At 34.3% G+C, this 18,404-nt stretch carries 15 protein-coding genes; 10 read left to right on the forward strand and 5 right to left on the reverse strand.

The features are described 5' to 3' along the window. Positions 1 to 365 precede the first annotated feature (365 nt). On the reverse strand, positions 366 to 716 hold the full coding sequence (locus tag GJV76_RS01060) for a hypothetical protein (RefSeq protein WP_155090790.1): 351 nt from the start codon (positions 714 to 716) through the stop codon (positions 366 to 368). An 81-nt stretch (positions 717 to 797) separates the two neighbouring features. Between GJV76_RS01060 and GJV76_RS01065 the strand changes: the two genes are divergently transcribed. Continuing rightward, entirely contained in the window at positions 798 to 1,286 is a 489-nt protein-coding gene (locus GJV76_RS01065; protein WP_155090791.1) for a GNAT family N-acetyltransferase, read from the forward strand. A 33-nt stretch (positions 1,287 to 1,319) separates the two neighbouring features. On the opposite strand, the gene GJV76_RS01070 is transcribed toward GJV76_RS01065, so the two are convergent. Together GJV76_RS01070 and GJV76_RS01075 are read right to left on the reverse strand one after the other, a co-directional pair. Further along, positions 1,320 to 2,543 (reverse strand): MFS transporter, encoded by a 1,224-nt coding sequence (locus GJV76_RS01070; RefSeq protein WP_155090792.1) that lies wholly within the window; start codon positions 2,541 to 2,543, stop codon positions 1,320 to 1,322. A 44-nt stretch (positions 2,544 to 2,587) separates the two neighbouring features. Continuing rightward, positions 2,588 to 3,196 carry a thymidine kinase gene (locus GJV76_RS01075; protein WP_155090793.1) on the reverse strand — a complete coding sequence of 203 codons (609 nt, stop codon included), beginning with the start codon at positions 3,194 to 3,196 and terminating at the stop codon, positions 2,588 to 2,590. A 101-nt stretch (positions 3,197 to 3,297) separates the two neighbouring features. Between GJV76_RS01075 and GJV76_RS01080 the strand changes: the two genes are divergently transcribed. From GJV76_RS01080 to GJV76_RS01100, 5 genes are all read left to right on the forward strand, one after another. Next, positions 3,298 to 4,575 carry a hypothetical protein gene (locus GJV76_RS01080; protein WP_155090794.1) on the forward strand — a complete coding sequence of 426 codons (1,278 nt, stop codon included), beginning with the start codon at positions 3,298 to 3,300 and terminating at the stop codon, positions 4,573 to 4,575. 1 nt (position 4,576) lies between these two features. Beyond that, the gene (rsmI, locus tag GJV76_RS01085) at positions 4,577 to 5,251 is read left to right on the forward strand and encodes a 16S rRNA (cytidine(1402)-2'-O)-methyltransferase (protein WP_155090795.1); all 675 of its coding nucleotides are present in this window, start codon (positions 4,577 to 4,579) and stop codon (positions 5,249 to 5,251) included. Positions 5,252 to 5,349: 98 nt separating this feature from the next. Next, on the forward strand, positions 5,350 to 5,772 hold the full coding sequence (locus GJV76_RS01090) for an OsmC family protein (RefSeq protein ID WP_155090796.1): 423 nt from the start codon (positions 5,350 to 5,352) through the stop codon (positions 5,770 to 5,772). Positions 5,773 to 5,775: 3 nt separating this feature from the next. After that, the gene (gene recJ / locus GJV76_RS01095; protein ID WP_155090797.1) at positions 5,776 to 7,476 is read left to right on the forward strand and encodes a single-stranded-DNA-specific exonuclease RecJ; all 1,701 of its coding nucleotides are present in this window, start codon (positions 5,776 to 5,778) and stop codon (positions 7,474 to 7,476) included. Positions 7,477 to 7,545: 69 nt separating this feature from the next. Next, complete coding sequence (locus tag GJV76_RS01100) at positions 7,546 to 8,535, forward strand: aspartate-semialdehyde dehydrogenase (protein ID WP_155090798.1); 990 nt, start codon at positions 7,546 to 7,548, stop codon at positions 8,533 to 8,535. A gap of 39 nt (positions 8,536 to 8,574) precedes the next feature. Here GJV76_RS01100 and GJV76_RS01105 read toward each other — a convergent pair whose 3' ends face one another. Then, the gene (locus tag GJV76_RS01105; protein WP_155090799.1) at positions 8,575 to 10,629 is read right to left on the reverse strand and encodes an ATP-binding protein; all 2,055 of its coding nucleotides are present in this window, start codon (positions 10,627 to 10,629) and stop codon (positions 8,575 to 8,577) included. Positions 10,630 to 10,869: 240 nt separating this feature from the next. Between GJV76_RS01105 and GJV76_RS01110 the strand changes: the two genes are divergently transcribed. After that, positions 10,870 to 11,529, forward strand: coding sequence for a DNA-binding transcriptional response regulator (locus GJV76_RS01110; RefSeq protein WP_155090800.1), 660 nt, complete (start codon positions 10,870 to 10,872; stop codon positions 11,527 to 11,529). Between the two features lie 40 nt (positions 11,530 to 11,569). Here the strand turns inward: GJV76_RS01110 and acnA are convergent, their stop codons facing one another. After that, entirely contained in the window at positions 11,570 to 14,299 is a 2,730-nt protein-coding gene (gene acnA, locus GJV76_RS01115) for an aconitate hydratase AcnA (protein WP_155090801.1), read from the reverse strand. Between the two features lie 179 nt (positions 14,300 to 14,478). On the opposite strand from acnA, the gene GJV76_RS01120 reads away from it, so the two are divergent. The 3 genes from GJV76_RS01120 to GJV76_RS01130 are packed head-to-tail and all read left to right on the forward strand — an operon-like array spanning position 14,479 to position 17,150. After that, entirely contained in the window at positions 14,479 to 15,897 is a 1,419-nt protein-coding gene (locus GJV76_RS01120) for an MBL fold metallo-hydrolase (RefSeq protein ID WP_155090802.1), read from the forward strand. Positions 15,898 to 15,954: 57 nt separating this feature from the next. Continuing rightward, positions 15,955 to 16,806 (forward strand): prephenate dehydrogenase, encoded by an 852-nt coding sequence (locus GJV76_RS01125; RefSeq protein WP_155090803.1) that lies wholly within the window; start codon positions 15,955 to 15,957, stop codon positions 16,804 to 16,806. A gap of 56 nt (positions 16,807 to 16,862) precedes the next feature. Then, on the forward strand, positions 16,863 to 17,150 hold the full coding sequence (locus tag GJV76_RS01130; protein ID WP_155090804.1) for a Dabb family protein: 288 nt from the start codon (positions 16,863 to 16,865) through the stop codon (positions 17,148 to 17,150). Positions 17,151 to 18,404 lie beyond the last annotated feature (1,254 nt).

Here is an 18,404-nt window from a genome sequence, read left to right on the forward strand (position 1 = left end):
AGTTTAATTGATTGTTTTCTCAAATGTAGGAAAATAATTAGATTTTTCATTTTTACTAATAGAATAGAAATTGAATGAAAAAGTGATGTTTATGCCTTAAGTTTTATAACTTAAACTACTTATATTGGCGTAACTTTGATTTGATTAATTGTATTTGGATGAGGGAGGTATATTGTTTTGGTGAGAATTGGATGGTAATGTCCCATCTTATTTTATTGTACTTCAATATACTTTTGTTTTTAATGTATCGTTTAATATATTGAGGTTCGACAGCAAGAATTGTCAGCTATGAGTTGTAAGAATAAGTCTTGAATAGGTAAAAAAAAATAGCTATAAAAAGCTATTAGAAAAAAGAATAAAGAACTCTATGCAATTGGAGGAGGATCGATTGCTGTTATATATGGTGTCGAATGGATGCGATGTTTGAAAAAGAAAGGGGCAAATAAGTAATGTATGGTTGATCCCTTAATTTCTGGAATAACTATATTATTAATAAAAAAAGTTTCACAAATAATGTTAGTTAATTTTTCTGAAGTAGGCTCATTGTCTGAGTTTACTTTACTACTACTAATATTATAAACATAGAGGCTGGCAGTAGGACAATAGGTGAGTTTTTTACTACAACTATTTTCTACAGCAAAGTTTATCTTTTCAGCACCAAAAAGTGCGAAGACTAAACATAGTAACCACGCTATATATTTATTGTATTTGTTCATAGAGTGACAAATATATTTAAATAAATGAAAGAGAATATTAAACAATCACATTACAATTAAACTTTAACAGTAGTTAACGGTATGAAAGAAGATGATTTTCAATTTACAGTAATGGAACAAGAAGAAGCTGAAGAAATAGCTTTTAATTGGAAGTATCCTGGTATTTTGAGCTTTTATGATATGACAAAAGACGAAGAAGAATTAGAAGATTTCTTAGATCCACAAATACGTGGACAAAATACTTTTACAGTTAGAAAGCCAGGATTAACTGAGATTTTAGCCTTTTTCAATTATGATCTCATCGATAATAATACAGCAGAATATTGGTTTGGTCTTAACCCTCTTTATATGGGAAAGGGATATGGAAAGGAATTAATTGACTATATAGAATGGGCATTTATCACTAAAAAAGCAGTGTGTAAGTTTGTGTTAGCTATAGCTAAATTGAATCAAATGGGGATAAAAGTTTTTGAAAAAGCGGGTTATGAGGTAGTAGGACATTTTTACAATAAGACCAATGGAGGTGAATATGACTTCTTAAAACTCGAAAAGAGAGTTGGAAAATGTTAATTTACATATCACCGTGTTCCATTGTTATATTGATTATCCTATCATTTTTTTGACAGAGTAATTTAAACCTATTGATGCAATAACGATTAGGATGGCAGTACTCACCCATAAGGTTTCATAACCAAGGTGAGAGGCAATCTTTGTAGAAAGAATGGGAGATACTATAAATCCAACTGCAAAAGTCAACCCATTTACCCCCATATAAGCCCCTTTGTTATTTGCTCCTGCTCTCATAGCTGTTACAGTTGACGTAAAAGGCATTGCGAGCATTTCTGAAACACATAACACAGATATAGATAAATATATTGTAAAAATACTGTGATCAAAAGCTAATAGTAAAAAGGATAATGCACTGATTAGAACCCCATAGTAAATGGTCTTTCGTATGGTAAGATATTTTTCTGCAAGGTGAACAAGTAACATTTCCGTTAGAAAGATTAACAGACCACTATAACCAAGTACCAAACCAATTTGTGATTCATTTAGCCCTCCTACTTTTTCATAGTATAAAGGCATTGTACTGAATAACTGTAGAAAAGCAATAGAATATAGTGTACAGAATACACTATAAATAATGAACATTTTGTCTTTATAAGGAGATTTGTTATTATCGCCTACTAACTCTGTTCTATCCTCTAAAATACCCTCTTCGTTGTATTTTTCTTTATTTGTTTTTCTACCTCTAAAAAAGTTTATAAAAACGATTGCTGCAATGAAAGCTGCAGCTGCATTAATATTGAATAATAAACTATAGGAAATTGCCGCTAGTAATCCTCCCATTGCTGGGCCAATTGAGAAACCGAGATTTACAGCCATTCTGTTTAAAGAGAAAGCTCGTGTGATATTCTGTGGTTTAGCATACATTGTAATGGCAACGGAGTTTGCAGGGCGAAACATTTCACTTACTGTACTCTGAAGTAAAATCATGAGGGCTAAACTAGTAACTGTTGTAAAGTGTGGAAGTAGAATAAATACAGGAATACTTCCTAATAAACTAAGATATTGTACTTTGTAGTTTCCGATTTTGTCAGTAATCCATCCACCTAATGTTGAACCTATAATTGACCCTACACCGTAGCACGCTAAAACATATCCTGTTTGTTCTTCAGTAAACAGGAGTTTTTTGGTCATGTAAACACCTAAAAAGGGGAATACCATAGAGCCAGCTCGGTTAATTAACATCACGATAGCTAGCATCCACGATGCAGACGATAGTCCACTATACGAATCTACGTAGATCTTATATATTTTTTTCATAAAGCTTTTTAGGTGGTGGTTATTCGAGTGTCAAATCAATAGAATTACTTCTTTGATAGATTCTTTATTCTTTCGGCTTCTTTCATAGCGTTGTAATAAGCAGCTCTACTCAATGGTTCATATTCTTGCGTTTCACCAAGCATGACTAAATCTTCACTTGCCGCTTTTCTAAAACTATAATTTGCCAAGTTACCAGTTCTCGTACAAATGGCATGAACTTTTGTTACATATTCAGCAGTAGCCATAAGTGCAGGCATTGGTCCAAAAGGCTTCCCTTTAAAGTCCATATCTAAACCTGCAACAATTACTCGGACGCCTGAATTTGCCAAATCATTACAGACATTTACAATTTCATCGTCGAAAAACTGTGCTTCGTCAATACCTACAACGTCGCAACTATCACCTAACAAACGGATATGTGCAGCCGAAGGGACAGGTGTTGACCTTATCTCATTAGCATCATGTGATACAACAAATTCTTCATCGTAGCGCGTATCAATGGCAGGCTTAAAAATTTCAACTTTCTGTTTGGCAAATTGAGCTCTTTTGAGTCTACGAATTAATTCTTCGGTTTTACCAGAGAACATAGAACCGCAAATTACTTCTATCCAACCAAATTGTTCTTTGTGATTAACAGGATTTTCGAGAAACATTTTGTAAATTTCAGGCTGAAATCAGCGTTTATTTTTGTTATTTTGTAAAGTACAAATTTATCAAAAAAAGCTCGGGAAATTACTAATCCAAATTAAAAGTTATGAAGAAAGTCTTAGAAGGAGAATTACTCAGTATTGCTCATCGCATTTTACAGATGAAAGATAAGGATGTAACTAATCTCTTAACTGAAGCTAAGAATTTATATGAAAAGCTATTAATCTTGCAGTTCTATCAAGATTGCCATGATAAAGGTTTAGAAGGAAATACTACAAATGAAACATTTGAAGCTGATTTAACCGCATATTATGCCAACAAGTCTTTTGATCAAAAAGATGAGAGTGATCGCCATCAAATGCCTATTGACTTGGTAGAAGAAGATTACCCAATCGTAATAGAGTCTGAGAAAGAAGGTTATTTGTCTAATGCGGATGAAGTGATTTCTGATATTGTACAAAAGATAGCTCCTGAGATTCTTCACGATGATATTCCTACAACTTTTCCGATAGAGTACTCTACTGATCTATCTATGGGACCTGCAATAGTCGAATCGGAGAATGAAGATAAAGCCGAACTTCATCGTTTTTTGGATGAGCAAGAGGAGACTTTAGATGAAGTTGTCAGTAGTGATGTAACTGTAGATCAACCACAATTGGTTGTAAATAAAGAAGAAGTTGCAAACACTAAGACTGAAGATAACAATACTATTATTACAGGTGATGACTTAAAGGTGGAAGAAGATGTAGTACAAGTAATCAGTACTAAAGATGAAATTCATCATTTAATTCATTCTCAAGTCGAGATAGATAAGGCTCAAGTCGAGGTTGATTTGCCAAAAGTGGTGAAAGAAGAAGCTATTGTTGCAGATCGAATAGTTCCTGTTGATGATTCGATTTCTCCTTTGAAGAGAGAAGAGGATCCTTTCTCTGGTTTTAATTTTATGGATTTAGACTTTAAGAGAGTTGATGATACTTCTTTAAAGGCAGAAGAAGCTATTACACAAGTAAATGATGAAGATAGTTCATTAACGACCGAATCTGAGAAAGAAGAAGCAAAAGAGGACCAAAGTCAAAATACGTTATTTAACCTTGAGTCGATGTCTGTTAAAGAGCCGCGTATTTCAAAATCAAAGTCAATCAATGACATCTATAACTCGTCTATATCTGTAGGATTAAATGATAGGATTGCATTTGAGAAACATTTGTTTGGAGGTAGTGCAGAAGATTTCAACCGAGTACTTTCACAGTTGAATACAGTTAGTAATTTTGATGAAGCAATGAGCTTGATTGAACATTTAGTGAAACCTGAATACAATAACTGGGAAGGAAAAGAAGAGTATGAAGAGCGCTTTGTCGCAATTGTAGAGAAACGATTTATATAGTATGAGTAAATTATATTTGGTACCAACACCAATTGGGAATCTTGATGATATGACGTTTCGTGCCATTAAAGTTTTGCAAGAAGTAGATTATATTTTAGCAGAAGATACCCGTAATAGTGGAAAACTTTTAAAGCATTTTGAGATTACAACTCCTATGTTTAGTCATCATATGCACAACGAGCATAAGACAGTAGAGGGATTGGTTAAAAGAATGCAGTCTGGAGAAATATTTGCGTTGATCTCTGATGCAGGTACTCCTGCTATTTCAGATCCGGGGTTTTTATTAACCAGAGCATGTATTGAAGCGGGAGTTGAAGTGGAGTGCTTACCTGGAGCAACTGCATTTGTTCCAGCATTAGTGAATAGTGGTTTGCCAAATGACAAATTTGTTTTTGAGGGTTTTTTACCTGATAAGAAAGGAAGACAGACACGTTATCTAATTTTAGCAGAAGAAGATCGTACTATGATTATCTATGTTTCACCACATAAGCTTAATAAGACGTTAGCTGAGTTTAAGGAATATTTTGGAGAAGACCGTTTAATCTCAGTCTCTCGCGAATTGTCTAAGCTACATGAAGAAACGGTTAGAGGAACAGTTGTCGAGGTATTAAATCATTTTGAAGCCAAACCAGCTAAAGGAGAAATAGTAGTGATTGTTTCTGGTAAAAAGAAATAATAACTGAATTAAAATATGTTAAGGTCAATGTCTGATGTTACAAGTAGCATCAGACATTGGCTTTTTTTTGATACATTTGATAAAAACGATAATAAATTATGTCACATAAAGTAACAACAACGTGGATTGAGAATATGCAATTCGAATCTACAAACCCAAGTGGAGATACTATTCGAATTGATGCCGGACCTGAGAATGGTGGAGATAATAAAGGGCTTAGACCCAAAGCATTAATGTTATCTGCTTTAGCAGGCTGTAGTGGGTTAGATATAGCACATTTAATCAAGAAAATGCGTTTGGAAGTAGATGAGTTTAAAATGGAAACAGAGGGGAAGTTAACTGATAGTGATCCATCAACTTATCATACTGTTGTATTAGATTATCACTTTTACGGAAGTAAACTTGATGAAGCAAAATTAAAAAGAGCCGTTGACATGTCAATTGAGAAATATTGTGGCGTAATGAATATGTTTAAAGAATTTGCTAAAGTAGAAACGAATATTCATTATCATAATAAATAGTAAATGCGTTGGAAGCTTAAAACGGATGTTATCGCCGAAGCAGTTGTGCATTTACAAGAAGTATTAAAAGTTGATAAAATTATAGCTCAGTTACTCGTTCAAAGAGGTATCAGTACTTATAACGAAGCAAAAGACTTTTTTCGCCCTTCTTTAGACGCTTTACACGATCCATTTTTGATGAAAGATATGGACAAATCAATTGTGCGTATTAAGGAAGCAGTTCAAAATAATGAGAAGATTTTAATCTATGGTGATTATGATGTAGATGGAACAACTTCGGTTGCAATGTTAGCTTCTTTTTTTAAAGGTTTTTATCCTAATGTCGATACATATATCCCTGATAGATATAGTGAAGGGTATGGTGTTTCTTATCAGGGAATTGATTATGCTTCTCAAAATGATGTAAAACTAATTATTTCAATAGACTGTGGAATAAAATCTGTTGATGAAATTGCTTATGCTCAGGAGTTAGATATTGATTTTATTGTCTGTGATCATCATTTGCCTGGAGAAATTTTGCCTCAAGCTAAGGCGGTATTGGATCCCAAACGCTCTGATTGTAATTATCCATTTAAAGAGCTATGTGGTTGTGGTGTTGGTTTTAAGTTGATCCAAGCTTATAGTATCAGTCAACAAAGAGATATAAAAGGTTTAGTTCAGTATTTAGACTTGGTTGCAACTGCAATAGTAGCAGATGTCGTCCCGATGACTGGAGAGAATAGAATAATGGCTTATTATGGTTTAGAGGTTATTAATAAAACGCCGAGACCAGGTTTGCGCGCATTGCTATCTTCTTATGATCAATCCTCCTTTACAATTAGCGATATTGTCTTCAAGATTGCACCGAAGATTAATGCTGCAGGTAGATTAGAGCATGGAAAGTTTGCGGTAGAATTATTGTCAACTTCTGATTATACTGAAGCTATTAAGCTTGCAAAGTATATCATGGATATTAATAGTGAGCGCAAACACATAGATCAACAGATTACAGAACAAGCTTTGCAAATGATTGTCGATAATAAAGAGGTTTTTAATAAATCGACAGTAATTTATAATCCGACATGGCACAAAGGAGTTATTGGAATTGTGGCATCGCGATTAATAGAGACCTACTATAGACCAACCATTGTATTTACTGAAAGTGGAGAGTATTTAGCAGCTTCGGCTCGCTCTGTCAAGAATTTTGACGTTTATGAAGCAATCAAAGAGTGTTCGGAGTATTTAATTCAGTTTGGAGGTCACAAGTATGCTGCTGGCTTGACATTGTATAAGGAAAATTACACTGCCTTTAAAGAGAAATTTGAAGAAGTAGTCTCTCGCACTTTAGATGAAAGAGATATGATTCCTGAATTGGTCATCGATGCGGAAGTTGATTTTTCTGATCTCACGCCAAAGGTAATTCGCATTTTAAGACAGTTCGAACCCTTTGGCCCAGATAATGAAATGCCTTTGTTTATTTCAAATAATATTTATGATACGGGAGGGAAGCGTTTAATTGGAAAGAATAAAGAGCATATGTACCTTTATGTTAAGCAAAGGGGAAATGAAGAACAATCTTTTCCTGTGGTTGCTTTTCGTTTTGGTAAGTACTTTGAAGAACTCAACAATAGGCGTTTTTTTAACTTCGTTTATAGTATCGAAGATAGTGAGTGGAAGGGAAAAGTTAAGACTCAGCTTGTTATGAAAGATATGCAACTAGTTTAATTTAGTGAAATGCTTTTAAAATACGGATGAAACTGTATAAATTTGTGAAAATCAATTAAACATATAAAAATGAAAATAGCTGTAGTAGGGGCTACCGGAATGGTAGGAGAGATTATGCTAAAAGTTTTAGCAGAGCGCAATTTTCCTGTAACGGAATTAATACCAGTAGCATCAGAGAAATCTGTTGGAAAGGAAGTTGAGTTCAAAGGGAAAAAGTTTGTAATTAAGTCTATGGAAGATGCAATTGCTATGAAGCCTGAAATAGCTATATTTTCTGCTGGTGGTACTACATCTTTAGAATGGGCACCTAAGTTTGCTGAAAACGGAACGACTGTAATAGACAATTCCTCTGCTTGGAGAATGGACCCTACAAAGAAACTTATTGTACCAGAGATTAATGCAGATGTTTTAACGAAAGAAGATAAGATCATTGCTAATCCAAATTGTTCGACTATTCAACTTGTAATGGCTTTAGCGCCACTACATAAAAAATATGCAATTAAGCGCGTTGTAGTGTCTACCTATCAGTCAATTACTGGAACAGGAGTTAAAGCTGTTAAACAGTTAGAGAATGAGTATAAGGATATTAAAGGAGAAATGGCTTATAATTATCCAATTCACAGAAATGCGATTCCTCATTGTGATGTTTTCGAAGATAACGGCTACACGAAAGAGGAAATGAAGTTAGTAAAAGAGACTAAGAAAATACTAAGAGATGATACAGTTCTTGTAACAGCTACAGCGGTTAGAATCCCTGTGGTTGGAGGACATAGTGAATCTGTAAATATTCAGTTCGAGAATAGTTTTGATTTAGCTGAGGTTCGCCGAATATTGCATGAAACACCAGGAATCATTGTTCAAGATAACACAGATACAAATACGTATCCAATGCCTTTGTATGCAGAGGGAAAAGACGAGGTGTTTGTGGGGCGAATTAGACGAGATGAAACTCAAGATAACACGCTTAATATGTGGATAGTTGCTGATAATTTAAGAAAAGGTGCTGCTACTAATACAGTTCAGATTGCTGAGTACCTTGTTCAAAATAAAATAGTATAGTGTTTATAGAAAAAGGAGCTAATTCATAAGCTCCTTTTTCTATTGATATATATCCAAATCTAATAAGATAGTAACTCCTTCATTCGGCTTACTGGTAATCTTCAGATTGGCACCTAACTCTTTAGCTCTTTCTTTCATATTTTTTAAGCCTGTACCTTTACTTAAGATTCTATTATCTTTTGAATTAAACCCAATGCCATTGTCCTTTATGATTAATTGGAATCGGCCATCCCTTAGTTTTATGGTAGAAACTATTACTTCTGTTGCTTTCGAATGCTTATTTATGTTTTGAAATACTTCTTGAAGTATTCGATAGACGTTTAACTTCTGTTCACTATTGAGTCTATCCCAATTAATACTTGCGTCTGGATTGTAGTGAAATTGACTGTTAAAAGCATTTTGCTGATTTGAAATTAAGTCTTCAATGAGTTGATCAAAAGGATTTTGATCCGACAATTTTTCCTGACTTAAAATAGTTGATATTGTTCTTATTTCTTCTTCTGCTACATGTAATTCATTTATCAAAAGCTTTCTTTGTTCTTCATTTGAGTTTCCATCTAACTGCATTAGATGGAATCTGGTGGTGAATATTCTATTAATAATGCCATCGTGTAGTTCCTTTGCTATTCTTTTTCTTTCTTCAAACTTTGCATTATCTGAGAGGTCTTTTTGTTCTAATATTAATTTGTAAATCTTCTCATCAGCTAATTGACTTCTATGTTGATACCTTAAGCTTTTGTTTTTGATATACAGTATGAGCATGATAATTGTTCCAATAAAAACAATTAATATCAAGCTACTGATGAGAATGATATTTTTTTTATCAGCTATTAACTGTTGATTTTGCAGTGACAATTGTTCTGCTTCAAATTCAATTCGCGCAAATTTGTTCTTGCTTTGTCGTTCAATCTTAAATAATTTATCATTTAGTTCAAGAAACTTACTGATGTGTTCTTGTGCATTTGTGGTATCGTATTTCGACATAAAGGCCAAGGCTTCTTTCGCAATCTGATATCGTTTTTCATAGTTTGCCCTATCATAAGCTTTCTTACAATATTCGAGAGCTTTAGGTAGATTATTTTGATGAATATAGTACTTAGCTTTTACTAAGTAAGTGCTTGGAAGTCCTCCACTATAAGTACCTTTACTGTTGTATTTTGTTTCAAGAGCTACAATTTCGTCTATATAATCTAATAAGTTTTCAAACTCGCCCAAATCTATTTTAGCCTTGATGAGGTTCGTTAATAAGATGCTGTATAGGCGTGATTCTTTGGGAATATTAGGATATTCATAAAGTCCTTTTAAAGCGTACTTTTTGGCTTTCTGTAAATCTCCTTCATAGTAGTATAAGTGAGAAAGATTGTTGTTTATATGTGAAGTATAATGTTCTGCTTCTTGTTGTGTAATTGCGTTACTGTCTTTTAATTCATTGACAATTGTCTTTGTAATGGCGAAGTACTTTTTAGCTTCAGAGTAATCAAAGAGTTCGATTAAGTTAATGGCTAAAAGGTGATTTGCTTTGTAAAGTATGGTTTTATCTTTAGTGTTTTTTAGCAAGCGCAATCCTTTGAGTATTTCCTTTTCACTTTCCGTATATATACCGTGCTCGAATACTATCTGAGCTTTTGCAATTGAAATTCTACCTAATTCAATGCTGTCCTGTAATTGATTGTAACTTTGTTCTGCTTTGACAAGAAATTGATAAGTACTATCTAACTGATTTTCGAAATAGTGTTTTTGAGCCTTTAGTTTAAAAACTTGTCCTTGTATTTCAAAGTCGCTTTTATTCTCGGAATATAATATTAACTGATTACTTAGTGAATCAAAGGCAGTTAGACTTTGAAAATTATCAAGGTTTCTTACCTTTTTGAGTAATTCTAAGGAGTAATTTCTGTTTTCTTCGTTATTTCTTAGCCGTAAGGCCTTGTGAAGGAGGCTATCCATCTCTTGATTGGCAAGACTGTCATTAGATTTTTTTTGAGGTAATTGTTCTACTGACTGTTGATGTGTGATGCTGTTTGCTTCTCTTTTGCAGTTAATGAAAAGAGCTATAATTAATATGTAGGTTATACCTTGTATGTAGGAGAATCTCATTATAGTTGTTAAAGGGACTTTGTTGCTTTATAAAAATAATTAAATTTTTTCATAGAAAGATAAAAAGCTTGAAGTGTCTTTGTTGTTTTTAATATGTTAAAAACGAGTTGTTTATGCCTTGTTTTGCTAATTTAGGTGTTAACAGAGATATGTTTATGGGGTCAATAAAGTTAATTAAATGCTTAATTTTATAAATTGTTATGTTTTATTTATCTTTATAGTGAATTAAAAATTGTCATAATGTATAATATCTTCTTAGTCGATGATCACCCCTTAATTGTGGAGGGCTATATTCTTGCCTTATGTAAGGAAGGAAGCCCATTTGTATCATCTAAATTTACTAAAGCTTTCGATTGTTTGTCAGCAAAATCTATGATAGATACTGCTGTAGAAAAAGGAGAAAGCTTTGATATTGCAATTGTAGACTTCTCAGTTCCAGGTAATGTTGACTTTAAGTGGAATGATGGGGGAGATATTATTCTTTATCTTAATAAGGTAATGCCAAGCTGTAAAACAGTGATGATTACAGGGCATACTGAAGTAATTACCATTTACGAGATTGTCAAGAATATTCGACCTAATGGTTTGGCAAGTAAGCATGAAATTTCACCAGGAAGTTTAATAGACATTGTTCAAGATGTTTTAAAAGGTGAACGTTATCAAAGTGATATTGTTAAACATTGTTTGAGTGAGATTGTGCGAAAAGAGATGATGTATGATGATTATAATCGATCAATTTTAGTTCTTTTGTCAAAGGGATATAAGTTACAAGAATTGGAAAATCACATTCCATTGTCTAATCCTACTATTAAAAAGCGATTGGCAAAAATGAAGCAAGTATTCGAAGTTGCTGATACGCAAACATTGATTCAGAAAGCAATTAAATTGGGATTTGTATAAAAAAAGGCTCTTTCATATTGAAAGAGCCTTTTGCTTTGTATTACTTTTTGAGATAATCTCTCAAAACGTATTGTAGAATACCATCATTTCGGTAATACTCAATTTCTATTAGTGAATCGAATCGAGCTTTTACTTGGAATTGAATTGATTTTCCATTCTCTAATGTAGCTGTGACATCTATTATTTTGTGTGGTTTGATATCATCTTCTAATCCTGTTATAGTGAACGTTTCTTTACCAGTTAATCCCAATGTTTCTGCATTTTGATTTTCTAAAAACTGCAACGGTACTATTCCCATACCGATTAGATTACTTCTGTGAATACGCTCAAAGCTTTCTGCAATAACAGCTTTTACTCCTAATAAGTAAGTTCCTTTTGCTGCCCAATCTCTTGATGAACCACTTCCGTATTCTTTTCCAGCAATGACAATTAGAGGAGTGTTATCTTCTTTGTACTTCATTGCCGTATCAAAAACAGTCAGAGATTCATTAGTTGGTAAATAGGTACTGTACCCACCTTCTCTTTGAGCAATTTTGTTCTTAATGCGAACGTTTGCAAAAGTTCCTCTCATCATGACTTCGTGATTTCCACGACGCGAGCCATAAGAGTTAAAGTCTTTAGGTGAAACTCCCTGACTTAGCAAGTATTTACCTGCTGCTGACTCTTCGTTAAAGGCTCCTGCAGGAGAGATGTGGTCAGTAGTCACTGAGTCACCAAGGTAAAGTAATACTTTGGCTTTGTGAATATCGCTAATAGGCTTTAATTCTGAAGGAAGGTTTTCAAAGAATGGAGCTTGTCTAATATAAGTGGAGTCTTTGTCCCAATCAAATTTTTGTCCTGTCGGAGCTTGTAGTTCTTGCCAATCTTTTTCCCCGTCAAAAATGACACTATATACTTGATCAAAATCTTCGCGTTTTAGCGATTGATTAATTACCTCTCTAATTTCTTCATGTGTTGGCCAAATATCTTTTAAGTAAACAGGTTCTCCATTAGGATCATAATCTAAAGGCTCATTGATTAAATCAATATCAACTCGTCCCACTAATGCATAAGCAACTACAAGCATTGGTGACATTAAGAAATTCATCTTCACTTGAGGGTGAACTCTGGCTTCGAAGTTTCTGTTTCCTGATAACACAGATGCAACAATAAGGTCTCCTTTTTTGACTGCTTCAGCAACAGGTAATGGCAAAGGTCCACTGTTACCTATACAAGAAGTACACCCATAACCCACAGTGTGGAATCTCAGTGCTTCTAAGTCTTCCAATAATCCAGAGCGTTGAAGGTATTGGGTCACCACTTTTGATCCTGGCGCCAAACTTGTTTTTACCCAAGATTTGGTTCTTAGCCCTCTTTGTATGGCTTTACGCGCTACAAGACCTGCCCCAATCATTACTTCTGGATTTGATGTATTCGTACAACTCGTGATAGCTGCTATAACGATACTTCCATCACTGAGAACATATTCTTTGTTTTTTTGTTTGATGCGTACAGAGCGAAGGCTGTCTTGTACTACTTCAACTTGCTGGTTACTTTCTTTTCTTTCTTCATATTGAAATTCTGTACCTGATCCTCCTTCAGATAACCAAGCGTGTTCTCTTCTCTCTTTTGTCGTTACATAAGTACGTTTATATTCATCTTGTAATAGAGTAGAGAATGATTTGCCTAAGTCTTTTGCCAATATTTTATCTTGAGGACGTTTCGGGCCTGATACCGTTGGCTCCAGTGTATTTAGATCTAATTCTAAGACAGTAGTGTATTCAATGTTTTCTTTTCCTGTTCTCCAAAGCATATTGTTTTTACAATATTCTTCTACTAATTGTACTTGTTTTTCTTCTCTGTTGGTTGCGCGCATATAGTCAAGCGTACGATCATCAATTGGGAAATAGGTTACAGTACATCCAAACTCTGGAGACATATTTGAAATAGTAGCTCTATCCGTTACAGAAAGATTGTCTAGTCCATCGCCAAATACCTCTACGAATTTTCCTACAACGCCATGTTGACGCAATAACTTTGTAATGGATAACACCATATCTGTTGCAGTTGCTCCTTGTGGTATTTTTCCTGTTAGTTTTAACCCAATAACTTCTGGACAAGTAAAGTAGATAGGTTGTCCTAACATTGCTGCTTCAGCCTCTATACCTCCAACTCCCCAGGCAATCACACCAATACCGTTAACCATCGGAGTATGTGAATCAGTACCTACTAATGTGTCAGGGAAGGCCCATCCATCGCGCTCGATGATTCCTTTTGCTAAGTATTCTAAGTTCACTTGGTGACAAATACCCATACCTGGAGGTACTACAGTAAAGTTGTTTAGTTCTTTTTGAGCCCACTTTAGCAATTCATATCGCTCTGAATTGCGTTCGTACTCTTTTTCAACGTTATTTTGGTAGGCGTAGTCAGTTCCGTAATAATCTACTTGTACAGAGTGGTCTATAACTAAATCAACGGGTATCGCTGGGTTGATTTTGTTTCCGTCCTTACCTTGTCTGATGAACTCATCTCTTAACGATGCAATATCTACTACTGCAGGAACCCCTGTAAAGTCTTGCATTAAAACTCTCGCAGGTTTAAAGGGAATGTCTTTATCTGTCCCCTTAGGATCCCAGTTTATTAATGTGTCTAAATGTTCGTCTGTAATCACATATCCATCGTGATTACGCAAAACATTCTCTAATAGAATACGAATAGAGAAAGGCAATCTGTGAATGTTGTGGCCTTTTTCTTGTAATTCTTGAAGTGATGCGAATTTATACTTTGTCATAATTGTTAGTTTATGCGTTAAATTATGAAATATTATTCTCTTTCTCTCATTTTTAACGATATTTCACAGTGTATTTGGATTTTTTACAAAACGGGATTCTAAAATAATTTGTTGACTGATATATGTCATATTTATTTAACAATTACTGTGATAATTTTACTTGTGTAAATTTTGATTATATGAAAATAGAACAGATATATACTGGTTGTATTGCACACGCTGCATATTATTTAGAAAGTGAAGGAGAAGCGGCAATTTTTGATCCATTGAGAGATGTTCAACCATATATTGATAGAGCAGATGCAGACGGAGCTAAGATTAAATTTGTTTTTGAGACACATTTTCATGCAGATTTTGTTAGTGGTCATTTAGATTTAGTGAAGAAAACAGGAGCTAAAATTGTCTTTGGACCTACTGCACAGCCTGGGTATGATGCTATTGTTGCTGAGGATAATCAAGTATTTGAGATTGGAAAAATAAAAGTGCAGGTTTTACATACTCCAGGTCATACTATGGAGAGTAGTACGTATCTGGTTTATGATGAAAAAGGAGAGAAACACGCAATTATTACGGGGGATACACTGTTCATTGGCGATGTGGGAAGACCTGATTTAGTACAGTTAGTAAAATCTGAGATTACTGAGGAAATATTGGCTCGACATTTATTTCAGTCATTGCGCACCAAAATTATGCCTTTACCAGATAATTTAATTGTCTATCCTAATCACGGTGCGGGTTCTGCATGTGGGAAAAACATGAGTAAGGAGACGACTGATACATTGGGCAATCAAAAGAAAACGAATTATGCTTTGCGTGCTGATATGACAGAAGATGAGTTTGTCAAAGAATTATTAACGGGCTTAGCTACTCCGCCACAATATTTCCCAAATAATGTCTTGATGAATATTCAGGGTTATGAAAATTTGGATAACGTTTTAGATCGCGCCAATAAACCAATCAAATTAGAGGAGTTTAAAGGCCTATTGAACGACAAAGAAATATTAGTTCTCGATACAAGAGATGCTCAGACTTTCTCGGAAGGATTTATTCCAAATAGTTTGAATATAGGATTGAAAGGGCCATTTGCTGTCTGGGTAGGAGAGATGATCAAAGATATCAAACAAAAAATTGTACTCATCACAGAGAAAGGAAGTGAGGAGGAAAGTATGATTCGTTTGTCACGTGTAGGATACGACAATACAATTGGTTATTTAGAAGGTGGTTTTGATACGTGGAAGTCTGCTAATTTGCCTGTTGAAAAAATTAAGCGCATAGAAGCGAAGGAATTAGACGCACTAAAAGAAAAGAGTAAAGCTGTTTTATTTGATGTTAGGAAAATCAATGAGTATAATGCCGAACATCTTGAAAACTCTATAAACCTTCCTTTGAATCAACTGGAAGATAGAGTAAGTGAAGTTTCAAAGCAGGATTTGTTGATTGTCTATTGTGCAGGAGGATACAGAAGTATGATAGCAGCTTCATTGTTGTATAAGTACGGAATAAAAAATATTGTTGATGTAGTAGGTGGGTTTAATGTTATTCGAAATGAATCTTTATTGCCAAAAACAAAATTTGTTTGCCCTTCATCAATGTTGTAATTAAACTATTGATTGGTATAAACTTATTTATATAAGTTTGTGGGATAAAAAGAAAGTATGGCAAAAGTAATTGGATTAGTTGGTGTTGGATTGATTGGGGGATCCATGGTTTTAGATTTAAAGGAAAAAGGATTTGCATCTAAAATTATTGGTAGTGATTTATCAGATACTAACTTAAAAAAGGCATTAGAATTAAAGATTATTGACGAAGCAGTCGACTTAGATAATTTAATTTCACGTTCTGATATTATTGTATTAGCAACTCCTGTAAATGCAACAGTTGAATTGGTTCCTTATGTCCTGGATAGGATTTCAGAGGACAAGTTTGTGTTAGATGTTGGTTCGACAAAATCAATGTTGTCTGATGCGGTGGCCAATCATGCCAATCGCGGTAATTTTGTAGCAACACATCCAATGTCTGGAACTGAGTTTAGCGGACCTGAGGCAGCATTTAAGGGATTGTTTAAAGATAGAGTCGCAATTATCTGCGATCCAGAGAAATCAAATCCTAAAGCATTAAATGTAATTTCAGAGATGTATTATCATTTGGATATGCGTTTGATACTAATGGATGCTCATTCTCATGATGAACATGTGGGATATGTATCTCATTTGTCGCATGCTATCTCCTATGCACTTGCTGTAGCGGTGTTGGATAAAGAGAAAGATGACACGGCAATATTTAATCTTGCCGCAGGGGGATTTGCTTCTACCGTTCGACTTGCAAAGAGTTCCGTAGATATGTGGCTACCTATATTTGAACAGAATGCGGATCATATATTACCTATTTTAGATATTTATTTGGATAAGTTGAGTTCGTTTAGAAATTATTTAGAACAACGTGATACCGAACAACTGGGCAAGTTTATTAAAGAGGCCAATCGAATTAAAGATAAGCTAAAGAAGTAGAATATCGAAAAGGAGTTTTTATCTTTAGTACACGTAATTTTAAAAATGATATCATCATGGTGACACATATTGTAATGTGGAAATTGAAAGCAGAGAATAAGGAAGCTAATAAACTTGAGATGAGAGAACAGTTATTAGCACTTAAAGATAAGATAGTTCAGTTGAACGAAATTAGAGTAGAGTTTAATCTACCAGAAGCAGATGCAGGCAATTGCGATGTAATGCTTTTTACGAAGTTTGAAAACTTTGAAGATTTGGATATTTATGCGAAACATCCTGAACATTTGAAGGTTGTTTCTTTTATAAAATCTGTTGTAGAACAACGTGTAGCTATCGATTACTAACTAGGGTTGTTATAAAGTTATATTTAAGGTTAGTTATTATTACTTTGCTATAGAGTAACTGCTGTAGTAGAGAAAAAGTTAAAGTTAGTTATAAAGTAATCGATTTTTACTTTGGGTGGTTTCGTTTAGAGGCCACCCTTTTTTTGTGGATAAAAGTGATTGTATGTTTTGTTAGAAAGGGATAGTGTTATGCCTTGTTATGAAGAATATATCACAAGGCTATTGTCTGATAGTTGAGAGCTCCCAAGTGCTAAAGCTAACCAGGCCTATTTGTTTAGTATAGCATTTTATTATTGTTCAAATGGTAGGTTTAGAGGTCTATGGTGATTTCCACTTAAAAGAACTCTAAAGAAAGACTGCATCTATGATATCATTAAAGAGCATTAGTGGATACTTCGGTTTATAGCTATAAAACGATCAGTGCTTTATTGGTTGGTAAGGGAGAGGAGTTTTAATGCTGATAAAGGAAGGTAGTTTACGGTTGCAAACAAACGAACTTACTAAGGCAGAAGCAAAGGTACTTATGCTATCTCGAATATACGTTTGGTCAGTGCCCCATAGTTGAGGTATGGTTTTCAAAATCAGATCGATGTAAGGCACTTGTTTCAAAGTAAATTACATACAGTATAAATGGCAAAGTTACCATAGGATAGGGAGTTAAATAAGCCTTTCCCTTAAGGCTTATTTGTAAACTATGAAAGGAATGAAGGGAGTGAATTTGATTTAACCCATGAACCTTTGTTCTGTTCTATTAAATTTAGATAAGTGCAATTTTGTTGGTACTTTCTTAGGGGTTTCTTGCAGGTTGCTAGGGGTTTTCTTCGAGAAACACTGGTTTTTGCGTATAAAACCCCAAGGATACTCGAAGAAACCCCCAAGGAACTCCTAAGAAAGTACTGTTTTTTTCTGTTTTTAATACGGTCATAAACAGTCTATAAGTTTAAAAACGAATGTGTTTAGCATACATATTTTATAGATGACAAATAGCTTAAGAGGTTTGTTAGCTATCGTGAGGTTAGGCTTTCCTTTTAACTCTTTTAGTAAAAGAAGGTTGCTACCCAATTAGAGTAGTGTGTAATATATACTAAGATACAGCATAGAGCTGTAGGAGTCAACGAGATAAAGCTGAGTCTTGATTTGAATTATACCAGTGTATTCAATAAGTTAATGCCCAGGTAAATCACCTTCGACAGGTAGATAATCAAAGAATTGTTAGAGAAATAATAGGTGATTAACTAATGGGGAGGATTAGTG

The sequence above is a fragment of the Myroides albus genome, assembly GCF_009711045.1.
GTDB classification, from domain to species: domain Bacteria; phylum Bacteroidota; class Bacteroidia; order Flavobacteriales; family Flavobacteriaceae; genus Flavobacterium; species Flavobacterium album_A.

Excerpts from the sequence above, each read along its gene's own strand:
- GJV76_RS01060 (WP_155090790.1), bottom strand. The coding sequence starts at position 716 with ATGAACAAATACAATAAATATATAGCGTGGTTACTATGTTTAGTCTTC.
- GJV76_RS01065 (WP_155090791.1), top strand. The coding sequence starts at position 798 with ATGAAAGAAGATGATTTTCAATTTACAGTAATGGAACAAGAAGAAGCT.
- GJV76_RS01070 (WP_155090792.1), bottom strand. The coding sequence starts at position 2,543 with ATGAAAAAAATATATAAGATCTACGTAGATTCGTATAGTGGACTATCG.
- GJV76_RS01075 (WP_155090793.1), bottom strand. The coding sequence starts at position 3,196 with ATGTTTCTCGAAAATCCTGTTAATCACAAAGAACAATTTGGTTGGATA.
- GJV76_RS01080 (WP_155090794.1), top strand. The coding sequence starts at position 3,298 with ATGAAGAAAGTCTTAGAAGGAGAATTACTCAGTATTGCTCATCGCATT.
- rsmI (WP_155090795.1), top strand. The coding sequence starts at position 4,577 with ATGAGTAAATTATATTTGGTACCAACACCAATTGGGAATCTTGATGAT.
- GJV76_RS01090 (WP_155090796.1), top strand. The coding sequence starts at position 5,350 with ATGTCACATAAAGTAACAACAACGTGGATTGAGAATATGCAATTCGAA.
- recJ (WP_155090797.1), top strand. The coding sequence starts at position 5,776 with ATGCGTTGGAAGCTTAAAACGGATGTTATCGCCGAAGCAGTTGTGCAT.
- GJV76_RS01100 (WP_155090798.1), top strand. The coding sequence starts at position 7,546 with ATGAAAATAGCTGTAGTAGGGGCTACCGGAATGGTAGGAGAGATTATG.
- GJV76_RS01105 (WP_155090799.1), bottom strand. The coding sequence starts at position 10,629 with ATGAGATTCTCCTACATACAAGGTATAACCTACATATTAATTATAGCT.
- GJV76_RS01110 (WP_155090800.1), top strand. The coding sequence starts at position 10,870 with ATGTATAATATCTTCTTAGTCGATGATCACCCCTTAATTGTGGAGGGC.
- acnA (WP_155090801.1), bottom strand. The coding sequence starts at position 14,299 with ATGACAAAGTATAAATTCGCATCACTTCAAGAATTACAAGAAAAAGGC.
- GJV76_RS01120 (WP_155090802.1), top strand. The coding sequence starts at position 14,479 with ATGAAAATAGAACAGATATATACTGGTTGTATTGCACACGCTGCATAT.
- GJV76_RS01125 (WP_155090803.1), top strand. The coding sequence starts at position 15,955 with ATGGCAAAAGTAATTGGATTAGTTGGTGTTGGATTGATTGGGGGATCC.
- GJV76_RS01130 (WP_155090804.1), top strand. The coding sequence starts at position 16,863 with ATGGTGACACATATTGTAATGTGGAAATTGAAAGCAGAGAATAAGGAA.